Annotated in this window: 9 protein-coding genes and 1 other annotated feature; of the genes, 5 read left to right on the top strand and 4 right to left on the bottom strand. The window is 43.1% G+C overall.

Going from position 1 to position 13,088, the window contains the following annotated elements; translation table 11 throughout:
• Positions 1–385 precede the first annotated feature (385 nt).
• Positions 386–988 carry a 30S ribosomal protein S4 gene (gene rpsD / locus ACFX4X_RS02660; protein ID WP_061464403.1) on the top strand — a complete coding sequence of 201 codons (603 nt, stop codon included), beginning with the start codon at positions 386–388 and terminating at the stop codon, positions 986–988.
• 93 nt (positions 989–1,081) lie between these two features.
• Here the strand turns inward: rpsD and tyrS are convergent, their stop codons facing one another.
• A complete protein-coding gene (tyrS, locus tag ACFX4X_RS02665; RefSeq protein WP_061464404.1) occupies positions 1,082–2,338 on the bottom strand; it encodes a tyrosine--tRNA ligase in 1,257 nt (418 codons plus the stop codon).
• A gap of 68 nt (positions 2,339–2,406) precedes the next feature.
• Positions 2,407–2,623, bottom strand: a binding site (T-box leader).
• 147 nt (positions 2,624–2,770) lie between these two features.
• Between tyrS and ACFX4X_RS02670 the strand changes: the two genes are divergently transcribed.
• The gene (locus ACFX4X_RS02670) at positions 2,771–5,776 is read left to right on the top strand and encodes a transglycosylase domain-containing protein (RefSeq protein WP_377381345.1); all 3,006 of its coding nucleotides are present in this window, start codon (positions 2,771–2,773) and stop codon (positions 5,774–5,776) included.
• Between the two features lie 159 nt (positions 5,777–5,935).
• Here the strand turns inward: ACFX4X_RS02670 and acsA are convergent, their stop codons facing one another.
• Positions 5,936–7,654: an acetate--CoA ligase gene (gene acsA / locus ACFX4X_RS02675; protein WP_125160182.1), complete on the bottom strand. Its 1,719-nt coding sequence runs from the start codon at positions 7,652–7,654 to the stop codon at positions 5,936–5,938.
• A 335-nt stretch (positions 7,655–7,989) separates the two neighbouring features.
• Between acsA and ACFX4X_RS02680 the strand changes: the two genes are divergently transcribed.
• From ACFX4X_RS02680 to ACFX4X_RS02690, 3 genes are read left to right on the top strand one after another with little or no spacing between them, the layout of a single operon-like run.
• Positions 7,990–8,622 carry a GNAT family N-acetyltransferase gene (locus ACFX4X_RS02680; RefSeq protein ID WP_318682403.1) on the top strand — a complete coding sequence of 211 codons (633 nt, stop codon included), beginning with the start codon at positions 7,990–7,992 and terminating at the stop codon, positions 8,620–8,622.
• 26 nt (positions 8,623–8,648) lie between these two features.
• Positions 8,649–9,299: an acetoin utilization AcuB family protein gene (locus ACFX4X_RS02685; RefSeq protein WP_284470010.1), complete on the top strand. Its 651-nt coding sequence runs from the start codon at positions 8,649–8,651 to the stop codon at positions 9,297–9,299.
• Positions 9,292–10,488 (top strand): acetoin utilization protein AcuC, encoded by a 1,197-nt coding sequence (locus ACFX4X_RS02690; RefSeq protein WP_377381350.1) that lies wholly within the window; start codon positions 9,292–9,294, stop codon positions 10,486–10,488. The genes ACFX4X_RS02685 and ACFX4X_RS02690 overlap by 8 nt, the downstream gene beginning before the upstream one ends.
• A 60-nt stretch (positions 10,489–10,548) precedes the next feature.
• Here the strand turns inward: ACFX4X_RS02690 and ccpA are convergent, their stop codons facing one another.
• Both ccpA and ACFX4X_RS02700 read right to left on the bottom strand, forming a co-directional pair.
• Positions 10,549–11,553, bottom strand: a complete 1,005-nt coding sequence (ccpA, locus tag ACFX4X_RS02695) for a catabolite control protein A (RefSeq protein ID WP_061464409.1) — start codon at positions 11,551–11,553, stop codon at positions 10,549–10,551.
• A gap of 381 nt (positions 11,554–11,934) precedes the next feature.
• Positions 11,935–13,011, bottom strand: a complete 1,077-nt coding sequence (locus ACFX4X_RS02700; protein ID WP_061464410.1) for a bifunctional 3-deoxy-7-phosphoheptulonate synthase/chorismate mutase — start codon at positions 13,009–13,011, stop codon at positions 11,935–11,937.
• Positions 13,012–13,088: the final 77 nt, after the last annotated feature.

Here is a 13,088-nt window from a genome sequence, read left to right on the forward strand (position 1 = left end):
TATACGATTCGCAAAAAACGATGCAAAAGAACTAGGTGGGAACGATACCTATAAGGGCTCCCAAGGAATGCCGGGAAACCAACCATGAAGCATACAAAAATAGTGTTATTTAAATGTATTGTATCTTCCCGCTGCGATTCTCTCCCCTTATTTAATCGTAACTATCCTTGACTCATTGAGCAGAATATTATACAATACTCCTTGTGTAAAATATTGCAGCCTATGTGACAGCCTTTATGTTCTCATTTTGTTCCTCAATACAGAGGTGTATCTCGTAACTCTCTGCTGCTAGGGCGAAGGTACATGAAAACAAAATGGTCATGATCGTACATTCACACGGTTTTTATTTTACCAAAATAAAAACATTTAAAGGAGGAGTCATCCTATGGCTCGTTATACTGGCCCAAGCTGGAAACTATCCCGTCGTTTAGGAATTTCCCTAACAGGTACTGGTAAAGAATTAGAAAAACGCCCTTATGCTCCAGGACAACATGGTCCTAACCAACGCAGAAAAATTTCTGAATACGGAATGCAACTGCAAGAGAAACAAAAACTTCGTCACATGTACGGAATCACTGAACGTCAATTCCGTTCAATGTTCGACCGCGCTGGCAAACTTAAAGGTGTACATGGTGAAAACTTCATGGTTCTTCTTGAATCACGTCTTGACAACCTAGTTTACCGTCTTGGTTTAGCTCGTACACGTCGTCAAGCACGTCAACTTGTTAACCACGGTCACATCACTGTAGACGGAAGCCGCGTAGACATTCCATCTTACAAAGTGACTCTTGGACAAACAATCTCAGTTCGTGAAAAATCACGCAACTTCTCAATCATCAAAGAATCAGTTGAAGCAACTAACTTCGTACCTGATTTCCTTACTTTCGATGCTGAGAAATTAGAAGGTACTTTCACTCGTTTACCAGAACGTTCTGAATTGCCTGCTGAAATTAACGAAGCTCTTATCGTTGAGTTCTACTCTCGTTAATAACTTCAAAACCCCCATCCTTGGATGGGGGTTTTTTTGGCACTAAATACTTCAAAATAAGGCCCGGCTGTAATTCAGCCGGGCCTTGAACAATCATTTCACTAATGTATATTTCTTCTTACCGCGTCGAACGAGGATGAACTCCCCTTCAATCTTGGCAGCTTCCGTCACTACATATTGCAGATCAGTCACTTTCTCCCCATTTATGGAGATTGCCCCATTCTGAATATCTTCACGGGCTTGACGCTTTGAAGGCGAAATTTTCGCTTCAACGATTAAATCGACCAAGCCGATATCTTCTTTGCTTTCACGTTCGAAGCTAGGGACATCTTTAAAGCCCAATTTGATTTCCGCTGCACTTAAATTCTTCACCTCACCGCTGAATAGGGCGGCAGAGATTTTGATTGCTTGATCAAGAGCTTCCTGACCATGAATCAAACGGGTCATTTCTTCCCCTAAGGCTTTTTGCGCTTTACGCAAATGCGGTTCGGACTGTACGGACTGCTCTAACTCTTCAATTACTTCACGTGATAGGAATGTGAAGAATTTCAAGTATTTCACGACATCAGCATCCGCTGTATTGATCCAGAATTGGTAAAATTCATACGGAGTCGTCTTTTCCGGGTCAAGCCAAATCGCCCCGCCTTCCGTTTTACCGAATTTCGTTCCGTCCGCTTTCGTCACAAGCGGAATCGTCATGCCGAACGCTTTTGCTTCCTCGTCATGCGATTTACGAATCATTTCAAGACCGGTCGTAATATTGCCCCACTGATCACTTCCGCCAATTTGCAACTTACAGTCATGATTATCGTATAAATGGCTAAAGTCGATCCCTTGTAAAATTGTATACGCGAATTCCGTAAAAGAAATCCCTGTTTCCAAACGGGAAGCAACCGTGTCTTTTGCCAGCATGTAGTTAATGCCGATGTATTTCCCGTAATCACGCAAGAACGTAACCATGTCGATTTTACCTATCCAGTCATAGTTATTGACCATGACAGCACCATTTTCACCGTCGAATTCAAAGATGTGGGATAGCTGTCCTTTAAGGCAGTCGGCATTATAGAGGACTTTTTCCAGCGTTTGCAGCTGGCGTTCCTCTTTTTTACCGCTTGGATCACCGATAAGTCCAGTCGCTCCTCCTACAAGCACAAGGGGACGGTGACCGTGCTGCTGGAAACGGCGCATTGTCAAGAATGGCAGTAAATGTCCGATGTGCATACTATCCGCGGTTGGATCTACACCACAGTATAAAGAAATTTTCTCTTTTTCTAAAAGGTCCTTAAAACCCTCTTCATCCGTTTGTTGATAAATAATCCCTCTCCACTCGAGTTCCTTTAGCAATTCCATTTTACAATTCCTCCTTCAATCCGAAAAAATCCCGCAAAAAGCATACAAAAACGCCCCTTCATATAATATGAAGGGACGAATAAATTCGCGGTACCACCCAACTTGAGGACATAATGCGCCCTCCGCTCGAGACGAATAACGGTCGTCAACCGTTTCCTGCTACTAATCATTTCACAGTAAATGCTCCAGGAAGTAATTCATCTCACCATGTGTACCGATTTCCACTGACCACCGGCTCTCTAAAACAGGGATAGTTTGACTACTGGGTCCTATCATCGCGCTTTTTTAATAAATTTTATTATTAATAAATTTTTATCATACATAAGATTCATTGTCAACATCACCCTTACAGATTCTAGAAAAATATGAAAGTTCGCCTTTCCTTTCCGTGTTATATGCTATAATATATGTGATTTCAGGGGGTATGATACGATGAATAATAATCAAAAAGATAGATTTCAAACAGCATGGAAACAGATAACCCGTTTTTTTAAAAATGAAAAAACACAAAAAAATGCAAGGGTTACATACCAAGTCATTTGGAACCTAACGTTGATCCTCATTATTGTTGGGGTTCTAGGATTCTCATTCGCCGGCGGCGTTGGAGCTGGCTATTTTGCTGCCCTCGTCAAAGATGAGCCGGTACGCTCAAAGGAAGATTTAAAAAAAGACATCTACAATTACGAAGAGACCTCTGAGGTATACTTTGCTGATGACGTATACTTAGGCAAGCTTAAGAGTGACCTTGAGCGTGAAGAAGTGTCCATCGATAAAGTATCGGAGTATCTTAAAAATGCAGTCATCGCTACAGAAGATGAGTATTTTTATGAACATGACGGGGTTGTCCCGAAAGCTATCCTGCGTGCCATTTACCAGGAATTTACGAATGCATCCGTCCAATCGGGAGGAAGCACTTTAACACAGCAGCTCATTAAAAACCAAATCCTGACCAACGAAGTATCATTTGATCGGAAAGCAAAAGAAATCCTGCTTGCACTCCGGGTCGAAAAGTTCTTTGAAAAAGAAGAGATTTTGGAAACATACTTAAATGTCTCCACTCTGGGGCGAAATTCTTCCGGTCGGAACATCGCTGGTGTCGAGTCCGCTGCTGAAGGTATTTTCGGCGTGGAGGCCAAAGATCTGACACTGCCCCAATCTGCCTTTATTGCTGGATTGCCGCAAAGTCCTTTCGGTTATACACCGTATACCCAGCAAGGAAAACTGAAAGAAAATCAAGAACCCGGCATCAACCGGATGAAAACCGTTTTAAAACGGATGTATAGTAATGGATACATAACAAAAGAAGAGTATGATAAAGCAAGCGCATACGACATAACAAAAGACTTTATCGGTAAAAAGGCGTTGCCATCGGAGAAATATCCTTGGCTCACCCATGAAATTGAAAAACGCTCCATCGAAATCCTTTCTGTCAGTCTGGCAAAAGAAGATGGATATGAAGAGAAAGATTTAAAGGATAAAGATTTAAAAAAACAATATGTAGCACTTGCCGATCGCAAGCTGCGTCAAAACGGCTATCAGATCTATACGACGGTCAATAAAAAGATATATGATAAAATGCAGGAAGTTACGAAAAACTATCCGAATTTCGGATACGATAAAGCGGGCGAGCCCGTTGAAGCCGGAGCTATTCTAATCGAAAATAAAACAGGAAAAATCATCAGTTTCGTAGGTGGCCGTGATTTCAAGCGGGAACAGACGAACCATGCAACCGCATCACTTCGATCAAACGGATCAACGATGAAGCCTTTGCTCATATATGGTCCAGGCATCGATCTGGGCAAAATCTCACCTGGAAGCATATCGGCCAACGTGCCCATTTCCATTCCGGCAGGCAGCAAAGCGTGGAGTCCAGGAAACTATGGCGGCGGCAGCTATACGGGAGTATCGACTGCCCGCGAGGCCCTAAAGAATTCCTATAATATTCCGGCAGCGCTCTTTTACAAGAAAATAATCAACCTGAGCCCCGCTTCCTATTTGGAGAAAATGGGATTCTCCACCGTGACGAAAGGGGATTACTCCAATCTTGCCATGTCATTAGGTGCCATGAACAGAGGTGTAACCGTTGAAGAAAACGTCAATGCGTTTGGCACATTTGCCAATTCAGGGGAATTCATCGATGCTTATATGATCGATAAAATCGTTTCGAAAGATGGCAAGGTCATCTATCAGCATAAAGTGAAACCAGTGGATGTTTTCTCACCACAAGCCGCTTACCTGACGCTTGATATGATGCGCGATGTCGTAAACAGCGGGACGGCCGCTTCGGTCAGGAACCGACTTGCTTTCTCAAGCGATTGGGCAGGTAAGACCGGAACTTCCCAAAACTACTGGGACGCATGGTTCGTCGCAACCAACCCGAATGTATCATTCGGTACATGGCTGGGTTATGATACACCGAAATCCTTGCAAGGGACCTACAATGGTCTTGAATATAATAAACGGAATATATATTATTGGGCAGATCTGATCAATGCCGCATATAAAGTCGACCCGAAACTCGTCGATCCCGATAAGCGGTTTGAAATGCCTGGCGGAATTGTCAGCCGTTCCTTCTGTGCCGTTTCAGGACTGCTGCCTTCAAGTGCATGCCAAAAGGCAGGGCTTGTAAAATCAGATTTATTCATCGCCAAATATGCTCCATCCAAGGCGGATGATAGTTTCATAGATGGACAATATGTATCAGTCGGCAGCAAACGCTACGCAGCCCTTCCGCAAACGCCTGGCGAATTCACGAGCGGCGGGTTCATGCTCAATCCAGATTCGTTCGCAGATATCGGATTGCAATATGTGATTGACCCGGGATCCGTTATTCCCGGAGGCGAAAAATCAGGAAATGTCGTCGGGGCGAAAGCGAAATTGAATGATAATGGCAAAGTACCCGATCCCCTATCCATAACGATCAGTAACGATAAAATTACATGGGGCCTGCATCATGAAGGAGATGTCGTCGGCTATCGTGTCTATAAAGACGGCAAAAAAGTGGCGAGCATCAATGCTGGTGAGAGTCTTGTTTACAAAGTCGGCTCAGGCGGTTCCTATTATGTAACGGCCGTAGACATAGTCGGTAAAGAATCAGCCCCTTCTCAGCGTGTTGAAAGCGGCGCTAAAAAGACAGGTTCAAAAGAAGATTCGACTAAAAATAAAGATGATCGCGGAAATGATAAAATAACTCAAGAAGTTAAAAAACCAGACTCAAAAGAAGAGAACGGTAAACCAGATAAAGATAAAGACACAAATAAAGATAAAGATATAGATAAAGTTATAGATAAAGAGCAAAATCAAGACAAAGATCAAGACAAAGGGAATATAGACAAAGAAGATACAGAGACCGACAAAGATAAAGATACAGTCAATGATAAAGATACAGTCAATGATAAAGATAAAGACACAGATAAAGCTGAAGAAGAGGAAGAATGACACTCTTTTTAAACAGGCTGTCGGGGATTTCCCGACAGCCTGTTTCATTATAATCTCCCACACTGATTCGACTAATGTTCCCGAACTCAAAAAAAGGCATCCATGCAATTGACCATGGATGCCTTTTAATTTTCATCTAAAATCAGAATGCCCAGCGTTTCAATCCTCCATCGATGATAAATCACCAGTTGGGAGATCCAGTTCCCAAGCTTTCAAGACACGGCGCATGATTTTCCCGCTTCTTGTTTTAGGAAGTTTATCCCTGAATTCAATTTCACGCGGCGCCGCATGTGCTGCGAGACCATTCTTTACGAATTGGCGAATTTCTTCAATCAGCTCATCGTTTGCATCGTATCCGTCACGGAGGGCTATAAATGCTTTGATAATTTCCCCCCGAACTGGATCGGGCTTACCGATGACCCCCGCTTCAGCTACGGCTGGGTGCTCGACCAACTTGCTTTCCACTTCGAAAGGTCCGACTCTTTCCCCTGCCGTCATGATGACATCATCAACCCGGCCTTGGAACCAGAAATAACCATCTTCATCCATATAAGCGGAATCACCGGAAACATACCAATCACCTGGCATAAAGTAAGATTCATATTTTGATTCATTATTCCAGACAGTCTTCATCATCGAAGGCCATCCTTTCTTGATGGCCAGGTTCCCCATTCTGTGCGGTGGAAGCTCGATGCCTTGATCATCCACTATTGCCGCTTTCACACCAGGAATCGGTTTACCCATCGAACCCGGTTTGATTTCCAGGCAAGGATAATTGCATATGACCTGAGCCCCGGTCTCCGTCATCCACCATGTATCATGGATACGGTGATTGAATACCTTCATTCCCCAGCGCACCACTTCCGGATTCAACGGTTCACCGACACTTAAAACATGGCGGAGAGAACCCAAATCGAACCGTTTAACGATTTCATCACCTGCACCCATCAGCATCCTAAAGGCTGTCGGAGCACTATACCAAACCGTGACACCAAAGTCTTCCAAGGTTTTATACCAGGATTCAGGCTTGAATCGCCCACCTACAATGACATTGGAGGTTCCTGTCAGCCAAGGTCCAAAGATACCGTAAGACGTCCCTGTCACCCATCCAGGATCCGCTGTGCACCAATACACGTCCTCTTCCTGCAAATCAAGGACCCACCTTGCCGTTTGATAATGCTGGATCATCGCATTATGAACGTGAAGCACCCCTTTTGGCTTCCCTGTGGAACCTGAGGTATAGTGAAGAATCAGGCCGTCATTCCGATCTACCCATTCGATTTCGAATTTTTTGTCCGCTTCTTTTAATTTTTTATTGAAGTGATGATACTTTCCTTCTTCTTTTATATTTTCCCCCACTAGGAAAATATGTTTTAAATGGGGTAATTCATCTACTGGGACGCGCGGCAAAAGCTCAGGGGTCGTCACTATCACACTTGCCTCACTATCTTCAAGGCGATCCCTTACCGCGCCTTCCATGAAGGCTTCGAACAACGGCCCTACGACCGCCCCCGTTTTAATCGCACCCAACAATGCAAAATAAAGCTCCGGGGAGCGTGGCATGAAGATGAAAACGCGATCGCCTTTTTCCACATTGGCAATGTTCTTGAACACATTGGCAGCTTGGTTCGTATAATCTTTCATTTCCTTGAAAGTATACTTTTCATTTCTTTTATCGTCTTTGTAATAAAGGGCTACTTTGTTCTTTTTATATGTTTCAACATGGCGGTCAATGGCTTCATATGCAAGATTCACTTTACCTGTTTCAGACCAGGAAAATTCCTTTTCCGTCTCGGACCAGTCAAATTTCTTGTATTTTTCATCGTAATTCTTTAAATTAAAATTACCTTCCACTACTGGCAACGCTTTCACATTCATATGGCAAACTCCCCCTCTATTCGGCTCTATATTTTCATTATAGTATAAAAACACAATTATCTCAATTTTTAAAATATTCAACACTTCCATATTAGGGAAAATCTTTCTTGATGAATTTTGAAAATCACTTATAGTTATTATGAGTTCATATCGATAGCGGATATATGGGAAGCACTGTAACAAAAGATTCATATAAGCCTTGAACTTTCTGCATTATGCCACTTTTTTTATGTATAATTTATGTAAGCTTTCCATTCGGCCAGTTTTAAAAGCAATGCTCCTTATGCTTGAATGCGAGAGTTATAAGATTACTATTTTACAAGGGTGGTGAAAGAATGGAATATAATAAGACCTTTTATACTAAGGAACTGCAGACATTAAGCGGGACGCTCATCATCGAGGGGCCGTTAAACGGGGGAAAAATGTCCGCTTATGAGTTTCACGAAGACTTGGTCGCCTTCCGCCCGCCTGCTTTGCAGCATAAAGCTTTAATAGAGATTGCTGACTTGCCTGAAGGCAGGATCTTTATCGCCCGTGAAAAGGAAACCATCGTTGGTTATGTAACTTATTTATATCCCGATCCCTTGGAACGCTGGTCGGAAATCAAGATGGAGGACCTGATAGAGCTTGGTGCAATCGAGGTCATCCCTAAATACCGGGGTGCCTCCGTCGGGAAGAACTTAATCAGCCTTTCCATGGAAGACGATTCGGTCGAAGACTTCATCATCATCACCACTGAATACTATTGGCATTGGGACTTGAAAGGGACAGGGCTGAATATTTGGGACTATCGCAAGGTCATGGAAAAAATGATGAGTGCCGGTGACTTGGTCTACTTTGCAACAGATGATCCTGAAATCAGTTCCCACCCGGCCAACTGCCTGATGGCCCGGATTGGCAAAAGAGTGCCGCCGGAATCCATCCAAAAATTCGACCAATTGCGTTTTATGAATCGGTTCATGTATTAAAGAGGCGTATAAGAGGAGGAAGGAATATGATTGTTGAAAAAATAATGAATGAGGATATTATCACTCTTACTCCAACGGATACAATCCATAGCGCTGTCTTAATCATTAAGGAGAAACGAATTCGCCATATACCCATTGTCGATGACAGCTTTCAACTTGTCGGATTAGTCAGCGACCGTGATATACGGGATGCTGCCCCTTCTATATTCCGCACCGCAGAAAACGAAAATGATTTACAAAAAGCATTATCAACCATCATGAGAACGGATATAATCACAGGGCACCCGCTAGATTTCGTCGAAGAAATCGGGGCTATTTTTTGCGATAACAATATCAGCTGCCTTCCAATCGTAAAAGAAAGGAAATTAGTAGGCATCATAACCGGTTCTGATTTGCTTCATTCATACGTTGAGTTGACCGGAGTCAACCAGCCCGGTTCCCAAATCGAAATCAAAATCCCTGATAAGGCAGGTACCCTTCATGATATTGCCCGCATTTTCAAAAGGCGCAATTCCAATATCCTGAGCACTCTTGTTTATCCTGAAAAAGATGGGACCGATTATAAGATTCTTGTAATTCGAGTGCAGACGATGAATCCATTTATGGTGGTGGAGGATTTGAAGAAAGAAGGCTATACCGTTTTATGGCCTAGTCTACCGGGGATTTCCCATGAATGATACATCCCTTTTTGTCTATTCGGATGAACTCCTTACCTATAAATTCAACGATGAACATCCGTTCAATCAAAAACGGCTTAAACTCACGTTGGATTTGTTAAAAAAACACCATGCCATCAGTGATGATCAAATTATCAAGCCAAGAATGGCTACAGATGAAGAATTGGAATTGATCCATGATCCGCATTATGTAAACGCTGTCAGATTAGCAGGGCAGGGTAAGCTCCCCCCTGAAAAGGCCATGAATTACGGGCTTGGAACAGAAGATACCCCAATCTTCCCCAGGATGCATGAAGCAAGCGCCTTGCTTGTAGGCGGTACATTAACTGCGGTTGATGCCGTCATGACCGGTCAGTCCCTGCATGCACTTAATCTTGGAGGGGGCCTGCATCACGGTTTCCGAGGGAAAGCCTCGGGCTTCTGCATTTATAACGATAGTTCGGTCGCGATTAAATACCTGCAAAAAAAATATGGGGCACGTGTCTTATATGTCGATACTGATGCACATCATGGCGACGGAGTCCAATGGTCATTTTATGATGATCCGGATGTATGCACCCTATCCATTCATGAAACGGGACGCTACTTATTTCCCGGCACAGGCAATATTAACGAACGGGGTCAAGGAACAGGATACGGCTATTCATTCAACATCCCGGTTGATGCATTCACGGAAGATGGCTCCTGGCTCGAATGCTATACAGTTTCCTTTAAAGAGGTCATTGAATTCTTCAAACCGGATGTCATTTTAACGCAAAACGGAGCGGATTCCCATTATTACGATCCGCTCACCCATTTATCGGCCACCATGAAGATTTATAGAGAAATACCAAAGTTAGCCCACGAAATGGCTCATAAGTATTGCGAAGGACGGTGGATTGCAGTAGGGGGCGGGGGATATGATATATGGCGCGTCGTCCCGAGGGCTTGGTCGAGGGTCTGGCTTGAAATGACGGATAATGATATATCAGGTCCCTTATCAAAAGAATGGCTTGATTGCTGGCAGCCTGAGTCCCCAGTTTCGCTACCGAAAGAATGGGATGATATGGAGGATATATACGAACCCATTCCGAGGAAGCCTGAAATTACCGAGAAAAATGCCCTGACACTTGAAAAGGTTCTATATCCCATTCGGTCTTCCAAGCAAACATCAGCAGGCAAGGACCACAGTCAACCAAAAGATCGTTGAAAAACGATCTTTTTTTTAAGAAACAAAAGAGAGTGCCCCCAGGACACTCTCCAAACCAGCTTATTTCGTTGATTGACGATTTTCAATCCGATGTGGCAGGATCACTTTTTCATGACCTTCCTCCACTTCTTCTTTATTCATCAACTTTGTCAGAAGCCTCATCGCAACGGCACCAATATCATATAAAGGTTGAACGATCGTCGTGATTTGCGGTCGCACCATCAATGTCAATCTCGTGTTGTCGAAGCTGATCACTTCAAAGTCTTCCGGTACATTATACCCTTTGTCCTGTGCCGCATGGACAATTCCAAGCGCCATTTCATCAGCACTGGCGATGAATGCCGTCGGTTTCTCTTCAGCTTCCAGTGACTTTTCAAAAGATTCGATTCCTGAATCATATGTATAATCGCCTTCAACAATATAGCTTTCATCGAAAGTAAGCCCAGCTTCTTTCAACCCTCGTTTATAACCAGTCAATTTCTTTTCATCAATCAGCGCGGAAGGATTTCCGCTTACAAAAGCGATATGCTTGTGGCCTTTTTTAGCAAAGAAGGTCACTGCGTCGAATGCCGCCGCCTCATAATCAATATTAACCGATGGAACTTGTCCGCTTTCATCCACCGAACCTGCCAGAACGATTGGAACGGGTGAATTCTTAAACTCTTTGACATGCTCATCAGAAATGTTACCGCCCATGAATACAATACCATCCACTTGTTTTCCAAGCATCGTATTCAACAAATGGAATTCCTTATCTATATTCTCATCGGAACTGCTTAGAATGATATTGTATTTATACATGGTGGCTATATCTTCTATGCCTCGTGCCAATTCGGCAAAAAAGATGCTCGAGATATCCGGAATTATGACCCCGACTGTTGTCGTTTTCTTGCTGGCAAGACCCCTTGCCACTGCATTGGGACGGTACCCTAACTTCTCAATCACATCCGAAACTTTCTTCCTTGTTGCAGGCTTTACATTCGGATTCCCGTTAACTACACGGGAAACGGTGGCCATGGAAACATTCGCCTCACGCGCCACATCATAAATGGTTATATTATTCATTCATCCATTCCTCCATTTCTTTCATTTTCCCCATAAAAGACCCGAATTATTTCGGGAAAAATTCTTTTATGCGTTTTCCTCTATAAGGAAGATTATTTTAGGAACGATCTGCCTAACAAAAAATGCAGTCCTACTCTCTTCTCAGTCAAAGATTCAATACCCTTTTCAAGTATAAAATTCACATAGATATCACTTTATGTATGACTCAATCTTCCGAACAGTTCTTATTCTTGTTATTTATCATACGATAGTCGAATCTTTCCTGCAATCCAATAGTGCCTATTTCGATGCTTTTTCTGTAAAAACAAGTATTTTACCATTAAAAATAGCCCTTGCCAAGGAGGTAAGGGCCGTAAGTAGATATTTTAAAGACTTTCCAGCTTATACAGTTACCCAATTCAAACGTTTAATTTCATCGTAGAATTCATCAAATTGTTTGAAGTCCATTTGCTGTGCAGAATCCGATAAAGCAACAGATGGGTCTGGATGCACTTCTGCCATTACACCGTCAGCACCGATTGCAAGCGCCGCTTTAGCCGTCGGAAGCAAGAGGTCGCGACGTCCAGTGGAATGCGTCACATCAACCATGACCGGTAAATGGGTTTCTTGTTTTAAAATCGGTACGGCAGAGATATCAAGTGTGTTTCTTGTTGCTTTTTCGTAAGTACGGATACCGCGTTCACAAAGGATTATGTTGCCATTGCCCTGCGACATGATATATTCCGCTGCATGAATGAACTCTTCAATCGTTGCAGCCAGTCCGCGTTTTAATAGAACTGGTTTATTCACGGCACCAGCCGCTTTTAGCAAGTCGAAGTTTTGCATGTTGCGTGCACCGATTTGGATGACATCAATATGATCGATCGCCGCTTCGATATCGTTAGCGCTCACGATTTCACTGATGACGGCCAAGCCGTATTCGTCAGCAACACGTTTAAGTATTTGTAAGCCCTCCAAACCAAGTCCTTGGAAGTCGTATGGGGATGTACGTGGCTTAAATGCACCTCCGCGCATCAATTTCAAACCTTTAGCTTTAATGACTTCCGCCACCGCAGCAGTTTGTTCATAAGATTCAACGGCACATGGTCCGAAAACGAAGCTCGGGATTCCATTACCGACCAATTCACCCTTAATGTCGATGATAGTGTCTTCAGCCTTTTGTTTTCTAGATACAAGAAGCGTTTTCTTCTGATCGTCTTTTTGAAGCTCCAAGCCCAATTTGAAGATTTCTTTGAAAATATGTTTAATCGAACCAAGATCAAGCGGTCCTTGATGATTAGCTTCGATAAGATCCAGCATTGTTCTTTCACGGACCGGATCGTAACGGTTTACACCTTGTTTTTCTTTAACGCGACCAATTTCCTGTACAAGTTCAGCACGTTGATTAATAAGATGTAATAACTGAAGGTTCACATCATCCAGTTGATTACGAAGTCCATCAAGCTCTTTGTTGCTCATTACAAATCCATCCCTTCGTTTTTTAAAATAGAAATCGGTTCAGCGGATTCAAACTAAAAAATCCCATCCGGACCCTC

This window comes from Peribacillus sp. YIM B13481, from assembly GCF_042787985.1.
Lineage (GTDB): Bacteria > Bacillota > Bacilli > Bacillales > DSM-1321 > Peribacillus > Peribacillus simplex_A.

Coding starts and splice junctions, on each gene's coding strand:
- tyrS (WP_061464404.1), bottom strand. CDS start 2,338: ATGGAATTGCTAAAGGAACTCGAGTGGAGAGGGATTATTTATCAACAA.
- ACFX4X_RS02670 (WP_377381345.1), top strand. CDS start 2,771: ATGAATAATAATCAAAAAGATAGATTTCAAACAGCATGGAAACAGATA.
- ACFX4X_RS02685 (WP_284470010.1), top strand. CDS start 8,649: ATGATTGTTGAAAAAATAATGAATGAGGATATTATCACTCTTACTCCA.
- acsA (WP_125160182.1), bottom strand. CDS start 7,654: ATGAATGTGAAAGCGTTGCCAGTAGTGGAAGGTAATTTTAATTTAAAG.
- ccpA (WP_061464409.1), bottom strand. CDS start 11,553: ATGAATAATATAACCATTTATGATGTGGCGCGTGAGGCGAATGTTTCC.
- ACFX4X_RS02700 (WP_061464410.1), bottom strand. CDS start 13,011: ATGAGCAACAAAGAGCTTGATGGACTTCGTAATCAACTGGATGATGTG.
- rpsD (WP_061464403.1), top strand. CDS start 386: ATGGCTCGTTATACTGGCCCAAGCTGGAAACTATCCCGTCGTTTAGGA.
- ACFX4X_RS02680 (WP_318682403.1), top strand. CDS start 7,990: ATGGAATATAATAAGACCTTTTATACTAAGGAACTGCAGACATTAAGC.
- ACFX4X_RS02690 (WP_377381350.1), top strand. CDS start 9,292: ATGAATGATACATCCCTTTTTGTCTATTCGGATGAACTCCTTACCTAT.